The organism is Alteromonas genovensis, from assembly GCF_010500895.1.
GTDB classification, from domain to species: Bacteria; Pseudomonadota; Gammaproteobacteria; order Enterobacterales; family Alteromonadaceae; genus Alteromonas; species Alteromonas genovensis.
Map to the genome: position 1 here is coordinate 26,080 of NZ_JAAAWO010000005.1, position 22,856 is coordinate 48,935.

Genomic DNA, 22,856 nt, shown 5'->3' on the forward strand with positions numbered 1-22,856 from the left:
TAGCGTTTTTCACTTTTATTATGGCGTGATACCGACTCTATGTCAGATACCTTAGAGCAAGCAAAAAATGATGTTGCGACACTTCGCAAACGTTTGAATGAGTATAACTATCAGTACTATGTGCTGGACGATCCTTCTGTACCAGACGCACAGTACGACCGCGACATGCAGTCTCTTATTGCATTAGAGAAGCAGTTTCCAGATTTATACAGTGCTAACTCACCAAGTCAAAAGGTGGGCGGCGCGGCGCTGTCCTCATTCGAGCAGGTGACTCACGATGTGCCTATGCTATCGCTAGATAATGCGTTTGATGACGCATCGCTATTGGCCTTTGAAAAGCGCTTGAAGGACCGCTTAAAAGATACTACGACGCTCGCATTTAGCTGTGAGCCAAAGCTTGACGGACTAGCAGTCAGTATTCTTTATGAAAATGGAGAACTTGTGCGAGCAGCCACCCGCGGTGATGGGCAGGTTGGCGAAAATATTACTGCTAACGTTAGAACCATTGCCAATGTACCTTTATCGCTTCGCGGAGATAATCTGCCAGCGCGTGTAGAAGTGCGTGGCGAAGTTTTCATGCCCAAAGAGGGGTTTGAAAAGCTCAATGATACTCAGCGTGAAAAAAGTGCGAAGGTTTTTGCTAACCCTCGAAATGCGGCGGCAGGAAGTTTGCGGCAATTAGACTCTAAAATTACCGCTAAACGCCCGCTAATGTTTTACTCGTACTCACTAGGCGTGGTTGAGCCGGAGTCGTTTGACCTACCTAATACGCACAGTGAGCGCCTCAATAAGCTTGCCTCTTGGGGCCTGCCTTTGTGCCCTGATATCGGTACTGCTGAGGGCGGAACCGGTTGTTTAGATTACTACAATCTTATCTTAAACAAACGGGATGCACTTCCTTATGACATCGACGGTGTTGTGTTTAAGGTTGATGATATCTCCATTCAACGCACCCTAGGTTTTGTCGCTAGAGCACCGCGCTGGGCTATTGCTCAAAAATTCCCGGCCCAGGAAGAGGTGACTACATTAGTAGATGTAGAATTCCAAGTGGGGCGTACTGGCGCGATAACGCCTGTGGCTAGACTCGAGCCTGTTTTTGTAGGCGGTGTAACGGTATCGAACGCAACGCTCCACAATCAAGATGAAATAGAGCGCTTAGGCGTAAAAATTGGCGATACTGTGGTGATAAGACGGGCTGGCGACGTTATTCCTCAAGTGGTGTCTGTGGTAGAGGCTAACCGCACTGGTAATGAGGTAGATATTAATTTTCCAGCCCAATGCCCGGTGTGTGACTCGAAGGCTGAGAAATTAGAAGACGAAGCTGTTGCGCGCTGCACAGGAGGGCTAATTTGCCCAGCCCAGCGTAAGCAGGCACTCAAGCATTTCGCTTCTCGTAAGGCGTTTGATATTGACGGTTTAGGCGATAAGCTTGTTGATCAGCTTGTAGATGCTGATTTAGTGCATAGTCCAGCCGATTTCTTTACCTTATCGCTTAGTGGCTTAATTGGCTTAGAACGAATGGCCGAGAAGTCGGCGTCTAAGTTGTTAGACTCACTCGAGGCATCTAAGCAAACAACGTTAGCCAAATTCTTATATGCGTTAGGCATTCGTGAGGTAGGTGAAGCCACTGTTGCAAACCTTGCAATGCATTTCACCACGCTTGAGGCTATTCAAGAGGCGTCCATTGAGTCATTAATTGAGGTGCAAGATGTAGGCGCTATTGTGGCCGAGCATATTTTCAATTTCTTTAATGAAGCGCACAACACCGATGTAATCGCCGCCTTGTTAAGTGAAGGCATCCATTGGCCTACCGTTGAGAAGCCTAGAGAAGACAGCTTGCCGCTAAAAGGTAAAACCTGCGTCATCACCGGAACGCTGAATGAAATGGGCCGAACAGATGCTAAATCGCGACTTCAGTTATTAGGTGCAAAGGTTGCAGGTTCAGTATCTAAAAATACGGATTTTTTGGTAGCAGGTGAAAAGGCAGGCTCTAAATTAACCAAAGCTCAAGAGCTTGATGTTGCAGTGTGGGACGAAGCTGCGCTAATTGCATTTCTTGACGAACACGAAGGCTAGAGTTGCTTCAAAAGTGGATAGCGGCGCTAGAAAATATAGTTATCATATACGGCGCCGTTGTTCATTGAGTTAACAACACTCTTCATCAAGAGAGCATTGCGATTGTAGGGGGTGTGTGTATTACGGGGCTATCTTACAAAGCTATATTACAGAGATGTTTTATAGAGATAGTTTACAGAGCTGTATCGTAAAAAACTATCGTAAAAGCTGATAGCAAAAAACCTATAGTAAAAAGCCTACAGTGAATTCGTTTTCAAGTTCCGTCTCTGTTTTCTGCGTTCCCACGCTTTGCTCACTTGAAAGCGCCATAACCAATTAAGCGATAAATAACCTAGCAGACCAAATACGACTGAACAAATACCACAACCAACTAAAAACGCTGGCCCAATGGTATTTATGCTCTCCACCACCCATTGCCAACTAAACTGAAATTCAAAATGCTCAGGCTTAGTCCCCAGTACAGTAGTACCCACCTTGTACGCGCCATAAAATATAGGCGGAATAGTAAAGGGATTCGTTATCCAAACGGTGGCGACTGATAGTGGAATGTTGGCTCTAAAAGGAATGGCAACGCCTGCAGACAGCCACATTTGAAAAGGCACTGGCCAGAATGCAAAAAAAAGTCCTATGCCGAAAGCGCCCGACGCAGAACGACGATTCAAATGCCACAGATTTGGCTCATGAAGCACATGGCCAAATATTTTGAGTGCTTTGTTTTGCTTAATGCTTTGATGATCAGGCAAAAAACGTCGTATAAATTTCTTAGGCATAAACTTCGATGCGTCTTAAAATTAGAGTCAAATAGAACATGATAGCTCGCAATCCATTACTAATAAAAAAGAAAATATGTTCCGCTGAACGTGCTTCACTTGCCACACACCACGTAATACGCATTAATGACTACGTAGACACATGGTAAATCGTATCACAATTTGGCTAATCAGTTTTTGCCTGGGTGCGTTAAGTGCCGTTTTTTGGCCTCGGTTACCTAGCAAAATCGAGCTAACGATTCTGTGTACCTTATGCCTGCTGCCCATACTTCTATCCCTGTATAGCAAGCACATCAACAATACGTTGGACACTTTGAAAGGCAAAGCCGGTAAAGGCGTCTGCTTTTGTGGCCTAGTATTGAGCGGTTGTGTTGCCGGAGCACTGGTGGAGGCGAGTGTAGGGTATTTACACTATGCTTGGCAACTACCAAACGACAAAATTCAAAAAGAGATCACAATTCGAGCTCGTGTACTTAAGGGCGGTTGTGTTCCCTCAGACAATATCCTGTCTGAGCACGATTCTACATGCGAAAAAAGTTATAAATACTTGGTGAAATTTATTGCCTTTGAACCAAAGGTATCGCCGTATAATCGCACCGAAACTGAAAGCAATGCCGAGTTATTGATGGGCAAGAAAGGACTGCTAACCTCGTCTACTTATACATTTGTCAAAAACGCTGATGTCGAACACTGCCTACACAACGGCGATGAATTTACAGCGGTGGTAAAGCTTAAACCGAGATACAGCACCCAAAATCCCGTTGGGTTTAATAAACAAATGCAGCTACTGGTAGATAACGTTCATGTAACTGGATACATCAAAACTTTGCATTCGGCGTCCGTTACCCATAAACACAGCTTCCGATTACGAATGGCTGCGGTGTTACATACTATCGACATTCAAAACCGCATTTGGTGGCAAGCGTTATTAGTAGGAATACGTGTTAATTTCGACAAACCTCATTGGCAACTTTTGCAGGTTACCGGCACTGGGCACCTTTTTAGTATTTCGGGAATGCATTTAGGTGTCGTCGCAGCGTACACGTTATTACTCAGCGCAGGGTTTCTGCTCATTGCAAGTTACACAAAGAGAGTGGTGAAGGCTTTGATTTCAATGCTGCGCCTCCCTCATTGGTTCGCTGCATTGCACTTACCCTTGCAGTTTTCCTTGCAGGAAGCCCATACATTAACCCCAGTGTTTGCCATAAAATACCGAATAATGATTATTGGGGCCGTGTGGGTGGTCTGCGGGTTCTATGCTGCGTTAAGTGGTCTGGCACTCCCTGTGGTTAGAGCGTTCGTGCTTCTCACTATTGCCAGTGTGTTCTCACTGCTTTTCATTGCCTACCGGCCCATACACATAGCCACAGCAATGGTGGCAATGAGTATTGTGCTTTTTCCATTGTCTATCTTAAGCGCTAGTTTCTACTTAAGCGTATGTGCCGTCTTTTATATTTGGTTTCTTACCACACGGTTTCGCACAGAAAATGGGTCACGGTTTAAAACCCTACTGCTTTTACAGCTTTTACTGGGCGTATTTATGGCGCCTTTAACCATTATTTTTTTTAACTCACTGTCGGTAGCGGGGTTGATTGCCAATATTATTGCCGTTCCAGTAATTACACTATTACTGCCTTCTGCACTCATTATCTTGCTTATACTTACCCTAGTATATCCCTCGAAAGTAGGCGCTACAGATGGAGGCGCAGTAGATAATGTTTATCAAATGGCTGAGAGTCTCTTCATCTATTTAGATAGTGCTTTATCGTGGTTACTTAGTGTTTTACGCTACATTGCCCACTATGACTGGGCAGCAATCAATATTCACATTGATTCCAAAGTAGCAGCCTGCCTGCTGGTTTGCATGATGGTCATCATCGCTCCCCCATGGCGTTACAAGCGACATGCGCTTTTTGTGCTAATCATCCCCCTGTTAGCCTTTTATATCCCTTCAAACCCTGACCAATGGAAGGTGCACGTGTTAGATGCAGGCCAGGCCAGTGCAATAGTGGTAATTAAAGGCGAAAGAGCCATGGTTATCGACTCGGGCGCTAGCTATCGTAACCTTGCCTACACGGCGAGTTCGGTGTTACTCCCTTTACTCAAGAGAGAGGGCGTGGAGGCGATAGACATTATTGTTCATACACATAAAGACAACGATCATGCCGGAGGCAAAGCGGCACTAGCATCTTCGCCATTAGCTCAAAATGCAATGTGGTTTTCACCCACAAAAAACTGTGAGCTTGGGCGAGTAGAGCAATGGGAGGGATTGGCCATTCATTTTTTATGGCCAAAGGCTGGAAATACAATAAACAATAATGACCATTCTTGTGTGTTAAAAATAACCGACGGCCAGCGCAGTGTTTTGCTACCGGGTGATATCGAGCGCACTACTGAATACGCCATTCTAGCCTTGCCTAACTCAAAGACAAACCTAAAAGCTGATGTGCTTATTGCACCGCATCATGGCAGCAATACATCGTCCACTGACGTGTTTTTGAAATACGTGGCGCCTAAAGCGGCAATTTTCACTCAAGGTTTTGAGAACCGGTGGCAGTTTCCCGCAAAGGCCGTTACCTTGCGCTACGAGGCTCTTAATATTCCTTACTATATGACAAGTTTCCATGGTTATTTAACCATTTCTTTTCCCGCAGATAGCCACACCTATTTCAATCAAATCACCACAGGTTTCACTGTTCATTCTCAGCGGTTTGACTTGAATAAGCGTTGGTATCTCGACGCTCGATATCCTACTCACCTCTTACTAAGTCTTAAATCTCATTGATCTAATACTGAAAGTGTCGGTGGCATTTTAAGCAAATAAAGAGTGAAATTAGTGAATTGAATGAATAACGAGTACAATATAGGGAAAATTTTAGTGCCGTTTATTCCGTGTAAGATGTTTTTTTATCTAGACTAACAAGTCTTTAAACATTCGCCTTATTTGGGCAGCACATGCCGCTGTAGCTGTTTGCCAGTAAAAAGGGGACAGTAAAAGGGGCGGCACAGGTCAAAAAACCTAGTTAAAGAAACAACAATGCGTTGGGCTTTAATTATCGGATAATTTATCGAACAAGTTACCGAATAACGTATTTAATTACACATTTAAAAACTTAGCAAACGACAAGACGGGTGAAAATAATTCATGCAGCAAGCCGACACCTCGGATTTTCAAATTAAGCGCTTTCTTAGCTACCTCAAGGTGTACAAGGTGCCTTTCGTATTTGCCATCATAGGTATGATTGGCTATTCGGCGGTGGACACGTTTGTTTTTGCGCAGCTTCAACCCATGATTGATGAGTCATTGGGAAAAAATGATCACGAATACTTGCGCCTTGCCGCTTATGCCATTGTCCCGTTGTTTTTGTTGCGAGGCATATTCAATTTTTTAGGTACGTATACATTGAGCTGGATTGGCGCTCAGGTGGTTATGCGTATGCGCCAGCAGCTATTTGAAAAGTATATTCACCTGCCTGTGTCTTTTCACGATAATAACGCCGTTGGCGGACTTATTAGTAAAGTTACCTACGACACTGAGCAAGTTGCTAACGCATCAGGAAAAGCACTGCTTACACTTATTCGAGAGGGGGCATTAGTCATAGGCCTTTTAGGCGTAATGTTTTATTACTCGTGGCAGTTGTCTCTCATTTTCCTACTGATAGGCCCGTTAGTTGCCATTATTGTTGCGTTTGTTAGCAAGCGTTTTAGGGTGGTAAGTAAAAATATCCAGCATTCTATGGGTAACCTAACCTCATCAGTAGAACAGGCGGTTCGCGGTCATAAAGTGGTTATCATGTTCGGTGGCCAGAAAATAGAGCAGGATAAGTTTAAAGAAAAGAATAACCACAATCGACAGCAAACTATGAAACTGTCTGTCACTCAAATTCTCAGTGTGTCATCAATTCAGGTTATTGCCTCCGTTGCCTTGGCAGTAGTGCTATTTATTGCCAGTACACCAGGCATGTTAGAACAACTCACCGCTGGGGTATTTATTAATGTCGTGTTTTGTATGGTCATGCTGTTGAAGCCGCTTAAACAGCTCACCACCATCAACAATCAATTTCAAAAAGGCATGGCCGCCTGTGCGAGTATCTTTGAAATTTTAGATCAACAGGATGAAGATGATACCGGAGCATTACCTCTTGAGCGCGCAGCAGGAAAGCTTGAATTTGATGACGTCACTTTTTGTTACCCGGGTAAACAAACGCCTGCACTGTCTAATGTTTCGTTTACTGCAAACCCTGGCCAATCCATTGCTTTAGTAGGGCGATCAGGTAGTGGAAAGTCTACGATATCGTCCTTACTAACGCGGTTCTATGTACCCCAACAGGGTGAAATTCGCATTGATGACAAGGCGCTCAATTCAATAGACCTTAAAGACTTACGTGCTCAGTTTGCAGTAGTGTCTCAAAACGTGACTTTATTTAACGACAGCATTGCTAACAACATTGCCTATGGCGCGAGGGAAAATGTCACCCGTAGCCAAATTGAACACGCAGCAAAAATGGCTCATGTAGAAGAGTTTCTCGCTAACTTGCCAGATGGCCTGGACACCGTCATAGGTGAGAATGGCTTGATGCTATCGGGAGGCCAGCGCCAGCGCATTGCTATCGCACGGGCTATTTTAGCCCAGGCGCCTATTCTTATTCTTGATGAGGCAACGTCGGCGTTAGACACAGAATCTGAAAAGTTAATTCAAGATGCATTAGAAACACTGCAAAAGCGCTGCACGAGTATTGTAGTGGCACACAGACTCTCTACCATTGAAAGCGCAGACGCTATTATGGTGGTCGAGCAAGGGCAGATTATCGAAAAAGGCAGCCATAACGAACTGCTCGAGAAAAATGGTCATTACGCACAACTTCATGCACTGCAGTTTGGTGATGCTAAGTGAGTAATTTGGTAAAAAAGTGGTATGGGGGACACCCATTGGTGTGGCTGTTAGCGCCACTTACGCTGCTTTTTTACTGCGTTTCTGCAGGTAGAAGACTGCTATTTAAACTGGGCGTTAAGAAAGCCATAAAAGTGAATGCGCCAGTCATTGTTGTGGGCAACATATCTGTGGGTGGTAATGGAAAAACGCCAGTTGTATTGGCCCTTGCAGAGCATTACACCCGACGTGGCATTAAAGTAGGTATTCTTAGCCGTGGTTATGGCGGCAACTCAAGTTTTTACCCGCGAAGCGTGGATGAGAATGATAACGCCGAAGAAGTAGGTGATGAACCAAGGCTGTTAGCCAGTCGAAGCGGTTGTACCGTGGTCATTGACCCAGTGCGTGCTCGTGGCGCGAGCTATCTGGTTGAGGAGTTGGATTGCCAACTCATTATTTGCGATGACGGCCTACAGCATTATGCGCTGCATCGAGACGTTGAATTAGTGGTAATGGACGATAGAGAAGTGGGTAGCGGCTTTCTGTTGCCCATGGGGCCATTAAGAGAAGGAACGTGGCGTTTAGCTAACGTAGATGCAATTATTCACAACAGTGACGTAATCCCTCAATTTCGCCACGGCGTTTCACCGCAATTTTCCATGTTGTTACAGCCAGGGCAACTCACCAATATTCAAGATAAGAAACAGCAGGCTAGCGTAGCATCGTTTCGTGAAAAGCCAGTTAGTGCACTTGCAGGCATTGGCTCTCCCCAGCGTTTTTTCAATCAGTTAAAAGCGATGGGGCTAAATCTTGTTGCCTCCCTACCGTTTCCCGATCACTATCATTTTACTCGCGATGATATTCCTAACGGTACTGTGATAATGACAGAAAAAGACGCGGTAAAGGTAGCTTCATATGCCCACGATGACTGCTGGTTTTTGCCAGTTAGTGCACGTATTAGTGATGCGTTTTTTAATAATATAGATAATAAGCTAGCCACAACGGGCTTAGTTATAGAAAGCGAAAAGGAAAAAGAAGATGGCGTTTGATAAAAAGCTATTAGAAGTATTAGCATGCCCAGTATGCAAAGGAAAGCTTGTCTTAGGTGAGTCTAACGACAGTTTGGTTTGCCGTTTTGACCGTCTTGCTTATGACATCAAAGACGGCATTCCTGTGTTAATAGAAGCCAAAGCAACGACCTTGTCGTTAGAGCAAGTGGACGCGACTCGCTAAAACAATAGCGATTTTCACCAAGCGTTATTGTTTTACTGCAATCGCATTTCAAACAATAACAAGTAAGACTTTTGCCCTTATAAATGGTACTTCAAGCTATGGCATTTACAGTTGTTATACCCGCACGTTTTGGTTCCAGTCGTTTTCCTGGCAAGCCTTTAGCATCCATTAACGGAAAACCAATGATTCAGCATGTTGTTGAGCGTGCTAAAGAGGCTGGTGCAGAGCGCATTATAGTGGCCACCGACGACGACAGAATTGAAGAAGTAGCAAGTCAATTTTGCACGGTTTGCATGACGTCCTCAGAGCATCAGTCTGGTACTGAGCGCATTGCCGAAGTGGTTCGCAAAATGGCGCTCAGCGCAGACGACATTGTGGTAAATGTGCAGGGCGATGAGCCTTTTATTCCCGCAGAAAATATTCGCCAAGTTGCGCTCAATTTAGCACACGCTAAAGAGTGTGAGATGGCTACATTAACCACACCGGTTACCAGTACCGACGATGTGTTTAACCCCAATATTGTTAAGGTTGTGGTTAACAAAAATAACGAAGCGATATACTTTTCACGCTCACCCATTCCCTTTGAACGGGATAGAATGATGGCCGATATTTGCGATGCAAATACGGCGCTTTATCATCGCCACATTGGCATTTATGCGTATCGAGCAGGCTATATCGAGCAATATGTGAGTTATGAACCTAGCGCTTTAGAACAAATAGAATCGCTAGAGCAATTGAGAGCCTTGTGGTATGGCGATAGCATCCATTGCCAGCAGGCCAAAGCGCCACCACCTATAGGTATCGATACACCTGAAGATTTAGAACGTTTGCTAGTAGCGCTGGAACAACACAGTTAAATCTAAATCAATTTAATCAACTTAATCATATAAAAGAATACACGCAAAGGGAGGCGTTATGAATGTTGTTATAACGGGAGGCAATCGCGGCATCGGACTCGCACTGGCCAAGCAATATCAACAGCAAGGCGCAAAGGTGTATGCAACATGCCGCAACAGCTGTGACGAGTTAAACAGTACAGGGATTAATGTCATTCAGGGCGTAGATGTGTCTCGTCCGGATACGTTAGGCGAGCAACTAGCGCTGCTGTCTAATATCAATATTGATGTGCTCATTAATAATGCAGGGGTGCTGGGCAAAGAGTCTATCGATGACTGGGATCCCAATACCATTGATTATCAATTTAGAGTAAATGCATTAGGCCCATTACTGGTTACCCAACTGTTATTGCCGCGCTTATCTTCAGGCAGCAAGGTTGCGTTAATAACAAGCCGCATGGGCTCTATGACCGACAATGGCTCTGGTAATTACTACGGCTACCGTATGTCAAAGGCAGCGCTAAATGCCGCAGGTGTGTCGCTAGCGAACGATCTTAAGCCAAAAGGTATAGCGGTTGGCCTGTTTCATCCAGGCTTTGTGCAAACCGAAATGGTGGGCGGCGCTGGCGATATTGATACCACAACGTGTGCTGAGCGTTTGGTAGAGCGAATTTCTGAATTGAATATCGAGTCTAGCGGGCAGTTTGTTCATTCCAATGGTGAAATATTGCCTTGGTAAAAGGCACCAACGAAAAAGGCGCTACTACTAGCGCCCTTTTGTGTATTACTTGTTTTACACCATTGGTATTACGCGTCGTCTTGCTCGTCCTGCTCATCAGAGAGTACAGCCCAAACATCGTGTTCGTTAGCGTGGATTACCTCGGCCCAAACACGCTCACCAGGTTTCACATCATAAACGCCGTTTAGATGAACAAGACCGTCAACTTCTGGCGCATCAGCGTACGTTCTACCTACTGCACCTTCACTGTCTACGTAATCAATGACCACTTGGTATTCGTTGCCAATTCGTGCTTGTAGGCGAGCTGCGCTTATTTCTCCCTGCACCTCCATGAAGCGAGTAAGGCGCTGCTGCTTAACGTCTTCTGGAACAGGATCAGGCAGATCGTTAGCCCTTGCACCTTCAACGGGTGAATAAGCAAACGCGCCAACGCGGTCAAGCTGCGCTTCTCGTAAGAATTCGAGAAGCTCTTCAAACTCTTCTTCTGTTTCACCAGGGAAGCCAACAATAAATGTAGAGCGAATAACAAGTGACGGACATGCTTCACGCCACTTCTTTACTCGTTCAAGTACTCGCTCTGAGCTGCCAGGGCGTTTCATTAAACGCAGAATACGTTTGCTCGCGTGCTGAAACGGAATATCGAGATAGGGTAAAATCTTACCTTCGTTCATCAAAGGAATAAGATCATCAACATGCGGGTAGGGGTACACGTAATGTAAACGTACCCAAATTCCAATTTCACCTAGCTTTTCACACAGCTGCTGCATATGGGTTTTAACAGGCATGCCGTTCCAAAAGCCTGTTCTGTGTTTTACATCAACACCATAGGCACTAGTATCTTGTGATATGACAAGAAGCTCTTTAACGCCAGCATCTTTTAGGCGCTTAGCTTCATCAAGCACATTGCCCACGGGGCGACTGACTAAGTCGCCACGCATAGATGGGATAATGCAGAATGTGCATCTGTGATTACAGCCTTCCGATATCTTTAAATAAGCATAGTGTCTTGGTGTAAGCTTTACACCGTGGTCGGGTACAAGGTCGGCAAACGGGTTGTGAGACGGTTTTGGCAAATGTTCATGCACTTGCTCTACCACGGTTTCATACGCATGAGGACCTGTAATAGCGAGAACGTTAGGGTGTACCTCGCGAATTTCGTCTTCTTTAATACCCAAGCAACCGGTGACAATTACTTTACCGTTTTCTTTAAGTGCCTCGCCAATGGTATCAAGTGACTCTTCAACAGCGGCATCAATGAACCCACAGGTGTTAACAATGACGAGGTCGGCATCGTTATAGGTAGGTACGACATCGTAGCCTTCTGTGCGAAGTTGGGTAAGAATACGCTCAGAATCCACTAGGTTTTTGGGGCAGCCTAACGAAACAAAGCCGATACGAATGCCGTTGCTGGCGTTGTTCGATTTGGTCTCATTCAACACTTTTACCGGCGTTTCTAACGTCGTAGTGTTGTTGGTTACTTTGTTAGGATTAAACGTTTCTACTGTCATCTAAAATATCACCTAGCCAATGACGATGCCCCAATGACTATACGTACATTAGGCGCGACTTAAAAAGGGCGCAAAGTATACAGTAAGTGGCACAATAACACAGTACATAGCTGCCTATTTTTCATTAAATAAGAATTCTTAAATCACGAGTTTTAAATTAGACGTTTTTAATCACAAGTAACAAGGGACGTTTGCTATTCATTTTTGCAGAGGGATTAAATGAGGTGTAAAGGTGGTGATGTAATGAAGAGGCAGCTTTTAATTAACGGTATTTTTAGCTGGTGCGCTTTAATTTTATATTCACAGCCCCATTAATCAGACTTGCTGTAAAACAAAAACTAAAATGAAATCGATTATGACAAAGCTGACACAATGCTAAAACTTCCCTTAAAGTACTATGATGAATCTGGACGAATACTGCCGCCCGTCTGGTTGTATTCGCTGTTGCTACTGCTTTGTATAGATTGGCTTGTGTTTATTTTTTCCGTTGCATCTCGTACACAAACCACTGACCTGCTAGCCTTTTTCTATCCTCAAAAGGAAGCCTTAGGCCTTAATTTAGTAGCGAGCTTGCCAGTATTGATCACTCTTGTATTGATCAGTCAAAGAGAGCGCTTATGGAAGCACGACCTGGTAAGTTGGCGTCATTGTATTTTGCCATCTATACAAATAGGGGTACTTATTCTACTCACGTCTCAAATCTATTATCTCATGCATCATCAATGGGGTTTTGAGGTGGTTACAGCAGTAAAGATCTTACTCTATTCAGTAACACTCTATGTGGTAACCCGTAGTCGCCACTTAAAGTGGATGATTTACGATTGGGCAACACCCTTCGTAGAGACCATAGAGACGCCTGACGAGCAAAGCGAAGAGTAATGCAAAAACCAAAACGCCTCAAAAAACCACAGTGAAGATTAAGATGAACAGTCAGATGAAGGAATTAACAAAAGCTAAGGGAGTTAACCGTTATTCTTGCTAATCAGAGCCGCATTAGTGCTTATGGTTGGCCAAGGCTTGTTCATAGTAAGCATAAACACTCACTTGACTGTCGTTGACCAAACGCTCGTAACAAATGCCAGCTAATGCATAAGTATTGCCACCAACACCTAAAAAGACAGTTGGGGCTTTCGGGTTTGACTGATCGTAAACCCACTCTCCGCCAATTTGATTTTTTAATATTTCACCTACGTAGGCGCCAAAAATATTACAAATAGTAAAAACCGCCTCATCTTCTAAAGCTTGGTCGTGAAACTTGTCAATAAAGCTAAGTAAAACGTCATCTACCGTTGCAATACTTTGCGGTGAGTCATCAAGGGTGATGTCGAACTCTTTAGATGCGACAACTTTTGCGTCGGATGCACAATCGGTCATTAATTTATTGAGCTCTTCTGGTGACACAGTCTTCTCCTTTTTAGGCGATACAACCGTAGATTAAGATCTACACGGGCTAGTCAGTACAATACAACGAGCATGACAATACAATAGACTTTGAAATATAACAGGTTGTTTGCCCTAAGGTAATATGAAAGCGCGTTTAAATTACTTGTTACCCGTTAATCGGTTTATGACGCTTGCTGCTGCGAACATGCCAAATGTAGCCGTTACTGTGACAACGGCACCAAAGCCTCCAGCGCAATCTAATCGGGTTCCACCTTCCATTGCTGATTTGCTAAAACACACAGAGCCATCTGGCTGAGGGTAGCGAAGCTGTTCAGTGGAGTAGATACATTCAACGCCAAAACGGCGTTTAGGGTTTTTACTGAAATTGTAAAAACGTCGTAATTCACTTCGAAGCTTTGCCGCAAGAGGGTCCTGGGTTGTCTTTGATAAGTCGCCCCGTGTCACTTGGGTAGGGTCTATCTGACCGCCTGCGCCGCCAACAGTAACGATAGGAATTTTATTGCGTTTACAGTGGGCAATCATGGCTGCTTTAGCGCGAATACTGTCAGTAGCATCCACAACCATATCCATCTCAGTTGTTAGCAAATCTTTTGTATTTTCAGGAGTAATGAAATCTTCTATCACCGCAACGTCACACGCTGGATTGATTTGCGCTATGCGAGATGCCATTACCTCGACCTTCGGCTCGCCTATTGTGTTATTAAGTGCGTGGATTTGGCGATTAGTGTTAGTGACACAAACATCATCTAAGTCTACTAGGGTAATTTTGCCCACTCCCGAGCGCGCAAGAGCCTCTGCGGTCCAACTGCCCACGCCACCTATGCCAATAACGGCAACATGGCTATTTGCTAGTGCATGGGTTTGTTCTGCGCCGTACAGGCGCACTATGCCACCTAACCGTGGGTCTTCAGACATGGTAATTCTACTCAGTTCGTTATGACTCGCTCAATGAAACAAGCTTGTTCAAATAGTATTGTTTATCTCTGCGAATGGCTTGATGTGCGCTAAACATCTTTGTCGCACTTTCTTTCGCACATTGTTTCGCACTTTATTTTGCGTTTAGTAATTCGCACAGCACGGTAAATAATTTAGGAAATAGCTTTGCGGCCAATTCAGTGGCTAGCTTCGTAAATATTTCAATGCATATTCAGTAAATAGCTTAATGAATCCTTCGGCGCGTTTCTCTGCACTCTGTTAGCATTCTATTAGCGCCTTAGCTAAACCTTTTGCCAACCTTCGCTGCACCTAAATTGGAACGGGGCGTATTTTCTCAGAAATCAGTGCAAAAATCATTGCCAGAATCATCAATGGACTCAACATATAACATCGACGGTACGTTTTTTGTATTCATAACGGGTCACTAATTATTAGTTTCTTTAGTTTTTTTAGAATGATAAATCCGTATTAAGTCAACATACGTTCTATAAATTACATGTTTTAATTAATCTATCGAAATTAAGGTGTTTAACACTTAGGCGCGTTAACGCTTTTTAAAAACCGTTGGTTCGAATGTACGGCAACGGTCAACGCGCCCTTATCAAAGAGGTATGGTTATGGGTTTATTAGTTGATGGAAAGTGGCAAGATAAATGGTACGACACTGATAAAAGTGGCGGCAAGTTTGAACGGCAGGCAAGTAAGTTCCGTCATCGAATAGGGGGTAGCGATGGTAAGTTTGCCCCTGAAAGCGGACGCTACCACCTGTATGTATCTTTAGCGTGCCCATGGGCCCATAGAACACTGATTTTTCGCAAGCTTAAAAAGCTAGAATCCCACATCGACGTATCTGTCGTGCATCCAGAAATGCTCGATAATGGCTGGGAATTTGGAGATTATCCTGGTGCAACTGGCGATACACTTTTCAACTTTGAATTTACTCACCAGCTATACACCAAGGTTGACCCTGATATTACGACACGAGTGACTGTGCCAATTTTGTGGGATAAAAAACTCAACACCATTGTTAACAACGAGTCAGCAGACATCATTCGAATTCTCAATAGCGACTTTAATGCGCTAACAGGAAACTATGATGATTATTACCCAGAATTATTGCGCTCTGACATCGACGAAATTAACGAATTGGTGTATCACAGTATTAATAATGGGGTGTACAAGTCTGGTTTTGCCACTACACAAGAGGCGTATGAAGAAGCCGTCAATGCGCTGTTTGATGCCCTTGAAGAGGTTGAAACTCGTCTTTCCTCATCGCGTTATTTAGTGGGAGACACGCTAACCGAGGCAGACTGGCGTCTATTTACCACCTTAATACGCTTCGACCCCGTGTATCACGGACACTTTAAATGTAATAAAAAGCAAATATCCGATTACCCAAACACATTCGGGTATATGAAGGAGCTTTACCAAGTACCTGGCGTGGCAGAAACCGTCAATTTTGACCATATAAAGCGTCACTATTATTTTAGTCATACCATGATTAACCCAACCCAGGTTATTCCAGTGGGACCATCTCAAGATTTGATGTCTGCCCATGGCAGAGAAAACATCGGTAAATGAGCGAGAGCACCTGTTATGAATTCAAACACTAATGATCAAAAACATGCTGTTCCTCAACGCTCCGTCACAAAACGGGTAAAAGGGGTAGCCACGAGTGATGGGGCTGGTGTCTCGTTAACACGTATCATTGGGCAGCCCATGCTCCCTAGGCTTGACCCGTTCTTAATGCTCGATTTTTTTGGTTCCGATAAACCGGATGAATATTTATCTGGCTTTCCTTCCCATCCACATAGGGGGTTCCAAACGGTCACTTATATGCTGGCAGGGAAGATGCGGCATAAAGATTCCGTGGGGAACGAGGGGGTTATAGAGGCAGGTGGGATCCAGTGGATGAATGCAGGTAAAGGTATTATCCATGAAGAAATGCCAGAGCAAGAAGAGGGTCTTTTACAAGGCTTTCAATTATGGGTGAATCTACCGTCTCATGAAAAAATGTCACCGCCTAACTACCAAGACATCCAACCGTCAGACGTACCGGTTGTAAATAGTCACGGAGCCACAGTGAAGGTGCTTGCTGGTGAATTTGACGGTGTTGCTGGACCTGTAAAAACCACCGCTGTTGCACCGTCGTTTTTTGATGTTCATCTTACACCCAACGAGGATGAACCCTCTTTTCTTTCTATTAATATTAAGGGAATACAAGAGGGGTTTATTTATGTTTATGAGGGGGCGTTGACAGTAAATCCAGAATCAGCAGCATCGGAAAACACACTCAGCGCAACAGAACTCGGGGTACTGTCGCCCACCAGTACTGAGAACTCACAACTAACGCTTCTCGCCAAGGGTGAATGCAAGTGTATTGTGGTATTTGGTGAGCCGATTAATGAGCCCATTGTCCAATACGGGCCGTTTGTTATGAATACGCAGCAAGAAATAATGGAGGCGTTTGAGGCGTATAAAAATGGGAAACTTACATTATAAGAGACTTGCCAAGTAACACTGTAGCAATGTGAGAGAGTCGCGAATTATGAGAGTCACTAATCCACGAGAGTCACTAAGTAAGAGTGACGAGACCGCGACACAGCTCAAACGAGCTGTGACGATCTGCTTTTTTACATCGTCATGTCTATGATAAAAGAAATATCATCCAGGCATGACTGACTACCGCAACGGTGGTTAATCCCATGCGTAATCCGATGTAACTCACAATTTGGTCTTTTGGTAGGCTGAGAGTGAATTTATCGTAAAGCATAACGGCAACGTAGCTCAACGACAGCACACCGAGAACCTTTACATCACTGGCGAAGACAAGACAAAGCCATCCCACTATTGTAGGCAACATGGCCAAATACATTTGCCTGTCGTAGCGCTGATTGCTTATTGAATCCCACCAGTGAACACCGCCAAAGAAAGAAAGTAATACTGCGGAATACTGTACGAAGTACGTTGCGCTTTGCGTAATGGATAAAATATTAAATACATAGGCCAGGGGCATAGCAATAAACGGTATTAAACCTGCTAAACCAAGACCAAGTGCAGAATAGGGCATTTGTACTCCTTAAAGAAACACGCCATAAACAAAAATAGCGCCAATCGTGGCGCTATTTTTACAACCTAAAAAGGCAGTTAGTTCATAACTACTTTATAGGGGTATATTTTCTTTGGCTGTGACCTGTGTATAGCTGACGAGGACGACCAATTTTTTGTTTTGGATCGCTCATCATCTCATGCCAGTGTGAAATCCAACCCACTGTGCGCGATAGCGCAAAGATACATGTAAACATGTTAGTTGGAATACCAATCGCTTTAAGTACGATACCAGAATAGAAATCCACGTTAGGGAATAACTTCTTCTCTGCAAAGTACGGGTCGCTCAACGCAATTTTTTCAAGTTCCATTGCTACTTCAAGAAGTGGATCTTTCACGTTAAGTTCACTGAGTACTTCATGACAGCTTTCACGCATAACCGTGGCACGGGGATCGTGGTTTTTATAAACACGGTGACCGAAGCCCATTAGGCGGAATGGGTCAGACTTATCTTTCGCTCTGGCGATAAACTCAGGAATGCGGTCAACAGTACCGATTTCTTCTAGCATGTTAAGGCATGCTTCGTTTGCACCACCGTGAGCAGGACCCCATAAAGACGCAACACCTGCAGCGATACATGCATAAGGGTTAGCACCAGATGAACCAGCTAGACGAACGGTAGAGGTAGATGCATTTTGCTCGTGGTCTGCATGAAGCGTAAAGATACGGTCCATTGCACGCTCAACTGCAGGGCTAATCTTATGTTCTTCAGCAGGTACAGAAAACATCATGTTTAAGAAGTTAGCTGCATAGCTCAAATCGTTACGAGGATATACGAACGGTTGACCTACATTGTACTTGTAACACATAGCAACAAGTGTAGGCATTTTGGCGATTAAACGGTGCGCACTGCGTACACGCTGTTCTTCGTTAGAAACGTCAAGGTCGCTGTGATAGAACGATGACATTGCACCAACAGTACCGCACAACATCGCCATAGGGTGGGCGTCGTTGCGGAAACCATGGAAGAACATGTTAATTTGCTCGTGAACCATTGTATGACGAGTAATTGTTTCTTTAAATTCCTCGTATTGCTCTGTAGACGGTGCGTCACCGTGTAACAGCATGTAGCATACTTCTAGGTAGTCAGCGTCGCGCGCTAGTTCTTCGATGGGGAAGCCACGGTGAAGAAGTACGCCGGCAGCGCCGTCAATGTAAGTAATGCTAGACTCGCAAGATCCTGTAGCCATAAAACCAGGGTCGTAAGTAAAATAACCGTGTTGTCCAACTGAACGGACGTCGATTACATCTTGTCCTTCTGTGCCTGACAAAATAGGAAGCTCGATTTCCTTGTCGCCGGCTTTAAGAATGGCTTTTTGATCTGCCATATATTGCTCTCCTCAGAATGGTTCTGTTTGCAGCAAAACGGACGAAAATGTCCGCTTAATTGGGAAAAGTGGGCGTATTTGTACTTTATTATGCACCAATAAGTCAATTTTATTGCATATATGTATAATAAATATTCTCTATCACTGAGATTTGTATTAGCAACTTTGTTACTCGCTATTTACTAAATAAAAACACCGCTTTCCTTAATACCCCAATATTTTTAATTACTTTTGGGAAAAGGTAAATCATTAATCGACGTTTTTATGATGAGTTGCGTTACTAGCGATATACTTCGTGCAGAATAATTAATCAGTTACATTAAAAGACATTAACTTGCTCGATATAATATAGTCACACAAACCTAGCACTGATAATCTAAATCACGCGTTTGTACGTTAGAAGCGGAGGGTTTGGAGCAATAGTGATCTCTTTTTATTTAAAATAGTTACCAATAAAGTGCTAATGCAGACTAAAGTCTTACTACGACACAAAAAATTGTAATTATATACTACGCTGGATATACTCGGCGGTGCTTGATTACTAGAATAATTATTCTGTTAAAAGCATTAAAGATAAGTTCACAAATTGTTAACAACTCAATGGATGAGGCAATTAACAGGTTAAAAGCGAATTCACTTGTTCAGGACATAATAAATACAAGTAATTCTTATCCCTACGGATTAAACAGGCATACATTGTGAAAAAGCAAAGACCAGTAAATTTAGAACTCAATACTATTAAATTTCCGCCCTCTGCTATTTCGTCAATTCTCCACCGCGTAACCGGTGTTGCAATGTTCTTCGCGTTACTTTTCGTTATTTGGGCATGGGCAGTATCTGTTCAGTCGCCTGAAGGCTTCGCGAATGTTCAAGCAATTATGGACGGTTTCTTTGGAAAATTTGTCGCAATAGGCACAGCTTCAGCGCTGACGTATCACATTCTAGGCGGCCTAAGACATGTTGTTATGGATTTAGGTCACTGGGAAGAATTAGAGTCAGGCAACAATAGTGCAAAAGCAATAATCGCACTATGGATTGTACTGACCGTAGTATTGGGAGTTGCATTATGGTAACCAACCAAGCAAGTATGAAGCGCGATGGTGTACAAGATTACGTATCACTTCGTGCGACAGCAGCAATTATTTTCGCGTACTCGATTTTCATGGCGTGGTACTTTATAACCAGCGGTAGCTTAAGTTACGTCGAATGGCGTGGGTTATTTTCTGGTTTAGCTATGAAAGTTTTCACATTGGCAGCACTAATCGCAGTGATGATCCACGTACGTATCGGCCTTTGGCAGGTACTATCAGACTATGTTAAGTCAACAAGTCTGCGCGCGGGATTACAATATATACTAAATATCATCGCTTTTGGCTACGTAGCTGTCGGCCTATTTGTATTGTGGGGAGTGTAAGATGAGTTTACCCGTACACGAGTTTGATGCAGTAGTAATTGGGGCTGGTGGCGCAGGTATGCGTGCCGCGCTACAGATTTCACAGTCTGGTAAGTCATGTGCACTGTTATCAAAAGTTTTTCCAACCCGTTCTCATACTGTGTCTGCACAGGGTGGTATTACTGTTGCGCTAGGTAATTCACATGAAGACAACTGGGAATGGCACATGTATGACACTGTAAAAGGGTCAGATTACATCGGCGACCAAGATGCAATCGAGTACATGTGTAAGGAAGGTCCTGAAGCCATTATAGAAATGGAAAATATGGGTCTACCGTTCTCTCGTTTTGAAAACGGAAAAGTATATCAACGTCCTTTTGGTGGACAATCAAGAAACTTTGGTGGCGAGCAAGCGGCACGTACAGCAGCTGCTGCTGACCGTACAGGTCACGCGCTTCTTCACCTTCTTTACCAACAGAACGTAAAAAATAAAACAAAAGTATTTTCTGAATGGTATGCCCTTGATTTAGTGAAAAACCAAGACGGTGACGTTGTTGGTTGTACAGCAATCGACATCGAGTCTGGCGAAGTCGTTTACTTCAAGTCTCGTGCGGTAGTACTAGCAACAGGTGGTGCGGGTCGTATTTACGCATCTACCACTAATGCCCACATCAATACTGGTGACGGTGTTGGTATGGCACTACGTGCGGGTGTTGCGGTTCAAGATATGGAAATGTGGCAGTTCCACCCAACGGGTATCGCTGGTGCAGGAACACTAGTTACTGAAGGTTGTCGTGGTGAGGGTGGTTATCTACTCAACAAAGACGGCGAGCGTTTCATGGAACGTTATGCACCCAATGCTAAAGACTTAGCGGGCCGTGACGTTGTTGCTCGTTCAATGATGACTGAGATTCGAGAAGGTCGTGGTTGTGAGGGTCCTTGGGGCACACACATCAAACTTAAGCTAGATCACCTTGGTAAAGACGTACTTGAATCACGTCTGCCTGGTATTCTTGAGCTGTCTCGTACCTTTGCTCACGTTGACCCTGTAAAAGAACCAATTCCAGTAATACCAACGTGTCACTACATGATGGGCGGTATTCCTACTAATGTTGACGGTCAGTGCTTAGCAGTGGACGAAAACGGCAACGATAAAGTTGTGAATGGTTTATTTGCTTGTGGTGAGATTGCTTGTGTATCAGTACACGGCGCAAACCGCCTAGGTGGTAACTCACTACTTGACTTGGTTGTATTTGGTCGCGCCACGGGTATGCACCTTGGCAAGACACTGTCAGATATGGCGCCAAGTCGCGATGCATCAGAGTCTGACCTAGATGCAGCAATGGCTAGATTTAACCGCTGGGAAAGTTCAGAGACTGGCAAGGGCGAAGACCCAGTTCAGATCAAGAAAGACATGCAAAAATGCATGCAGCTTAACTTCTCAGTATTCCGTGAAGGTGAAGCAATGGCTGACGGCCTGAAAGAGCTTGGCGAAATTCGCGAGCGCTTGCAGAATGCCCGCCTAGACGACAAGAGCTCAGACTTTAATACACAGCGTATTGAATGCCTAGAACTTGATAACCTAATGGAAACCGCGTACAGCACAGCAGTAGCAGCGAATTTCAGAACGGAAAGCCGTGGCGCGCACAGCCGCTTCGATTTCCCAGATCGTGATGATGACAATTGGCTATGCCACAGCATTTACGATCCGAACACTGAAAAAATGCTCAAACGTGATGTCAATATGGCGCCGAAACTTAGAGAGGCATTCCCTCCTAAAGCGCGTACGTATTAAGAGAGGTAACGATAATGAAATTAGAATTTTCGATATACCGTTATAACCCAGATGTTGACGCTAAACCACGCATGCAAGACTACACTCTAGAAGTAGAGGAAGGTCAAGACATGATGGTACTAGATGCACTGATTGCATTGAAAGAAGAAGATGCTTCGTTGTCTTTCCGTCGTTCATGCCGTGAAGGTGTATGTGGTTCAGATGGTGTGAATATGAACGGCAAGAACGGTCTTGCTTGTATTACTCCACTTTCAGCGTTAGGAAAGGGCAAAATTGTTGTACGTCCACTTCCAGGTCTACCCGTAGTACGTGACCTAGTTGTTGATATGACGCAATTTTACACTCAGTACGAGAAGATTAAGCCTTTCTTGATCAACGATGGAAAACAGCCACCTGCCAGAGAGCACTTGCAGTCTCCTGAAGAGCGTGCGAAGTTAGACGGTCTGTATGAGTGTATATTATGTGCTTGTTGTTCAACATCTTGTCCGTCATTTTGGTGGAATCCAGATAAGTTCATCGGCCCAGCAGGGTTGTTACATGCTTATCGCTTCCTAATCGATAGCCGTGATACGGCGACAGATGAGCGTTTGAACGAGCTGGACGACGCCTTTAGCGTATTCCGCTGTCATGGTATTATGAACTGTGTAAGCGTATGCCCGAAAGGATTAAACCCAACAAAAGCAATTGGACAAATAAAGTCTATGCTTCTGTCTCGGGCTGTTTAGTTCGAATCTTTACTAACTAAGTTAGTCACAGATTTTTGATGCTCTAAATAGCCATCCAGTTAGGATGGCTATTTTTTTATGTATTCATAGTGATAACACTTGGTTCTGTTGAGAATAGCCTTATAATAGTACTTGA

The 22,856-nt window shown here is 44.1% G+C and carries 20 protein-coding genes; 14 read left to right on the plus strand and 6 right to left on the minus strand.

The genetic code is table 11. The features are described from left to right. Window positions 1–39 precede the first annotated feature (39 nt). The gene (gene ligA / locus GTQ48_RS08190) at window positions 40–2,076 is read left to right on the plus strand and encodes an NAD-dependent DNA ligase LigA (protein WP_163106218.1); all 2,037 of its coding nucleotides are present in this window, start codon (window positions 40–42) and stop codon (window positions 2,074–2,076) included. A 236-nt stretch (window positions 2,077–2,312) separates the two neighbouring features. Here the strand turns inward: ligA and GTQ48_RS08195 are convergent, their stop codons facing one another. Continuing rightward, complete coding sequence (locus tag GTQ48_RS08195; RefSeq protein ID WP_163106220.1) at window positions 2,313–2,846, minus strand: DUF2062 domain-containing protein; 534 nt, start codon at window positions 2,844–2,846, stop codon at window positions 2,313–2,315. A gap of 304 nt (window positions 2,847–3,150) precedes the next feature. Between GTQ48_RS08195 and GTQ48_RS08200 the strand changes: the two genes are divergently transcribed. The 6 genes from GTQ48_RS08200 (at window position 3,151) to GTQ48_RS08225 (ending at window position 10,524) form a co-directional block, all read left to right on the plus strand. Beyond that, window positions 3,151–5,631, plus strand: a complete 2,481-nt coding sequence (locus GTQ48_RS08200; RefSeq protein ID WP_163106222.1) for a DNA internalization-related competence protein ComEC/Rec2 — start codon at window positions 3,151–3,153, stop codon at window positions 5,629–5,631. Window positions 5,632–5,991: 360 nt separating this feature from the next. Further along, complete coding sequence (msbA, locus tag GTQ48_RS08205) at window positions 5,992–7,740, plus strand: lipid A export permease/ATP-binding protein MsbA (protein ID WP_163106224.1); 1,749 nt, start codon at window positions 5,992–5,994, stop codon at window positions 7,738–7,740. Then, window positions 7,737–8,765 carry a tetraacyldisaccharide 4'-kinase gene (lpxK, locus tag GTQ48_RS08210; protein WP_163106226.1) on the plus strand — a complete coding sequence of 343 codons (1,029 nt, stop codon included), beginning with the start codon at window positions 7,737–7,739 and terminating at the stop codon, window positions 8,763–8,765. The genes msbA and lpxK overlap by 4 nt, the downstream gene beginning before the upstream one ends. Further along, window positions 8,755–8,949 carry a Trm112 family protein gene (locus GTQ48_RS08215; RefSeq protein WP_163106228.1) on the plus strand — a complete coding sequence of 65 codons (195 nt, stop codon included), beginning with the start codon at window positions 8,755–8,757 and terminating at the stop codon, window positions 8,947–8,949. The genes lpxK and GTQ48_RS08215 overlap by 11 nt, the downstream gene beginning before the upstream one ends. A gap of 98 nt (window positions 8,950–9,047) precedes the next feature. Continuing rightward, the gene (gene kdsB, locus GTQ48_RS08220; protein WP_163106230.1) at window positions 9,048–9,806 is read left to right on the plus strand and encodes a 3-deoxy-manno-octulosonate cytidylyltransferase; all 759 of its coding nucleotides are present in this window, start codon (window positions 9,048–9,050) and stop codon (window positions 9,804–9,806) included. Between the two features lie 58 nt (window positions 9,807–9,864). Then, complete coding sequence (locus tag GTQ48_RS08225) at window positions 9,865–10,524, plus strand: SDR family oxidoreductase (protein WP_163106232.1); 660 nt, start codon at window positions 9,865–9,867, stop codon at window positions 10,522–10,524. Between the two features lie 68 nt (window positions 10,525–10,592). On the opposite strand, the gene rimO is transcribed toward GTQ48_RS08225, so the two are convergent. After that, complete coding sequence (gene rimO, locus GTQ48_RS08230; protein ID WP_163106234.1) at window positions 10,593–12,032, minus strand: 30S ribosomal protein S12 methylthiotransferase RimO; 1,440 nt, start codon at window positions 12,030–12,032, stop codon at window positions 10,593–10,595. A 372-nt stretch (window positions 12,033–12,404) separates the two neighbouring features. On the opposite strand from rimO, the gene GTQ48_RS08235 reads away from it, so the two are divergent. After that, the gene (locus GTQ48_RS08235; RefSeq protein WP_163106235.1) at window positions 12,405–12,911 is read left to right on the plus strand and encodes a DUF2919 family protein; all 507 of its coding nucleotides are present in this window, start codon (window positions 12,405–12,407) and stop codon (window positions 12,909–12,911) included. 114 nt (window positions 12,912–13,025) lie between these two features. Here GTQ48_RS08235 and GTQ48_RS08240 read toward each other — a convergent pair whose 3' ends face one another. Together GTQ48_RS08240 and tcdA are read right to left on the minus strand one after the other, a co-directional pair. Next, window positions 13,026–13,433 carry a hypothetical protein gene (locus tag GTQ48_RS08240; RefSeq protein WP_163106237.1) on the minus strand — a complete coding sequence of 136 codons (408 nt, stop codon included), beginning with the start codon at window positions 13,431–13,433 and terminating at the stop codon, window positions 13,026–13,028. Window positions 13,434–13,574: 141 nt separating this feature from the next. Further along, complete coding sequence (tcdA, locus tag GTQ48_RS08245) at window positions 13,575–14,351, minus strand: tRNA cyclic N6-threonylcarbamoyladenosine(37) synthase TcdA (protein ID WP_163106239.1); 777 nt, start codon at window positions 14,349–14,351, stop codon at window positions 13,575–13,577. 638 nt (window positions 14,352–14,989) lie between these two features. Here tcdA and GTQ48_RS08250 point away from each other — a divergent pair. Then, window positions 14,990–15,952 (plus strand): glutathione S-transferase family protein, encoded by a 963-nt coding sequence (locus GTQ48_RS08250; protein ID WP_163106241.1) that lies wholly within the window; start codon window positions 14,990–14,992, stop codon window positions 15,950–15,952. 15 nt (window positions 15,953–15,967) lie between these two features. After that, entirely contained in the window at window positions 15,968–16,873 is a 906-nt protein-coding gene (locus tag GTQ48_RS08255; RefSeq protein ID WP_163106243.1) for a pirin family protein, read from the plus strand. A 145-nt stretch (window positions 16,874–17,018) separates the two neighbouring features. Here GTQ48_RS08255 and GTQ48_RS08260 read toward each other — a convergent pair whose 3' ends face one another. After that, window positions 17,019–17,441, minus strand: a complete 423-nt coding sequence (locus GTQ48_RS08260; protein ID WP_163106245.1) for a DUF3429 domain-containing protein — start codon at window positions 17,439–17,441, stop codon at window positions 17,019–17,021. A gap of 88 nt (window positions 17,442–17,529) precedes the next feature. After that, window positions 17,530–18,807: a citrate synthase gene (locus tag GTQ48_RS08265; protein ID WP_032094189.1), complete on the minus strand. Its 1,278-nt coding sequence runs from the start codon at window positions 18,805–18,807 to the stop codon at window positions 17,530–17,532. 698 nt (window positions 18,808–19,505) lie between these two features. Here GTQ48_RS08265 and sdhC point away from each other — a divergent pair. Genes sdhC through GTQ48_RS08285 form a run of 4 tightly spaced genes read left to right on the plus strand, consistent with a single transcriptional unit; the run spans window position 19,506 to window position 22,720 of the window. Beyond that, window positions 19,506–19,880 carry a succinate dehydrogenase, cytochrome b556 subunit gene (sdhC, locus tag GTQ48_RS08270; RefSeq protein WP_163106247.1) on the plus strand — a complete coding sequence of 125 codons (375 nt, stop codon included), beginning with the start codon at window positions 19,506–19,508 and terminating at the stop codon, window positions 19,878–19,880. Then, window positions 19,874–20,221 (plus strand): succinate dehydrogenase, hydrophobic membrane anchor protein, encoded by a 348-nt coding sequence (gene sdhD, locus GTQ48_RS08275; RefSeq protein ID WP_032094187.1) that lies wholly within the window; start codon window positions 19,874–19,876, stop codon window positions 20,219–20,221. The genes sdhC and sdhD overlap by 7 nt, the downstream gene beginning before the upstream one ends. Window position 20,222: 1 nt before the next feature. Beyond that, on the plus strand, window positions 20,223–21,995 hold the full coding sequence (sdhA, locus tag GTQ48_RS08280) for a succinate dehydrogenase flavoprotein subunit (RefSeq protein WP_163106249.1): 1,773 nt from the start codon (window positions 20,223–20,225) through the stop codon (window positions 21,993–21,995). Between the two features lie 14 nt (window positions 21,996–22,009). Next, the gene (locus GTQ48_RS08285; RefSeq protein ID WP_032094185.1) at window positions 22,010–22,720 is read left to right on the plus strand and encodes a succinate dehydrogenase iron-sulfur subunit; all 711 of its coding nucleotides are present in this window, start codon (window positions 22,010–22,012) and stop codon (window positions 22,718–22,720) included. Window positions 22,721–22,856: the final 136 nt, after the last annotated feature.

Bases quoted from the DNA above. Each gene is read 5' to 3' on its own strand.
- GTQ48_RS08265 (WP_032094189.1), bottom strand. From the start codon at position 18,807: ATGGCAGATCAAAAAGCCATTCTTAAAGCCGGCGACAAGGAAATCGAG.
- msbA (WP_163106224.1), top strand. From the start codon at position 5,992: ATGCAGCAAGCCGACACCTCGGATTTTCAAATTAAGCGCTTTCTTAGC.
- sdhD (WP_032094187.1), top strand. From the start codon at position 19,874: ATGGTAACCAACCAAGCAAGTATGAAGCGCGATGGTGTACAAGATTAC.
- ligA (WP_163106218.1), top strand. From the start codon at position 40: ATGTCAGATACCTTAGAGCAAGCAAAAAATGATGTTGCGACACTTCGC.
- GTQ48_RS08225 (WP_163106232.1), top strand. From the start codon at position 9,865: ATGAATGTTGTTATAACGGGAGGCAATCGCGGCATCGGACTCGCACTG.
- GTQ48_RS08285 (WP_032094185.1), top strand. From the start codon at position 22,010: ATGAAATTAGAATTTTCGATATACCGTTATAACCCAGATGTTGACGCT.
- GTQ48_RS08260 (WP_163106245.1), bottom strand. From the start codon at position 17,441: ATGCCCTATTCTGCACTTGGTCTTGGTTTAGCAGGTTTAATACCGTTT.
- GTQ48_RS08215 (WP_163106228.1), top strand. From the start codon at position 8,755: ATGGCGTTTGATAAAAAGCTATTAGAAGTATTAGCATGCCCAGTATGC.
- kdsB (WP_163106230.1), top strand. From the start codon at position 9,048: ATGGCATTTACAGTTGTTATACCCGCACGTTTTGGTTCCAGTCGTTTT.
- rimO (WP_163106234.1), bottom strand. From the start codon at position 12,032: ATGACAGTAGAAACGTTTAATCCTAACAAAGTAACCAACAACACTACG.
- GTQ48_RS08195 (WP_163106220.1), bottom strand. From the start codon at position 2,846: ATGCCTAAGAAATTTATACGACGTTTTTTGCCTGATCATCAAAGCATT.
- tcdA (WP_163106239.1), bottom strand. From the start codon at position 14,351: ATGTCTGAAGACCCACGGTTAGGTGGCATAGTGCGCCTGTACGGCGCA.
- GTQ48_RS08250 (WP_163106241.1), top strand. From the start codon at position 14,990: ATGGGTTTATTAGTTGATGGAAAGTGGCAAGATAAATGGTACGACACT.
- GTQ48_RS08235 (WP_163106235.1), top strand. From the start codon at position 12,405: ATGCTAAAACTTCCCTTAAAGTACTATGATGAATCTGGACGAATACTG.
- sdhA (WP_163106249.1), top strand. From the start codon at position 20,223: ATGAGTTTACCCGTACACGAGTTTGATGCAGTAGTAATTGGGGCTGGT.
- GTQ48_RS08255 (WP_163106243.1), top strand. From the start codon at position 15,968: ATGAATTCAAACACTAATGATCAAAAACATGCTGTTCCTCAACGCTCC.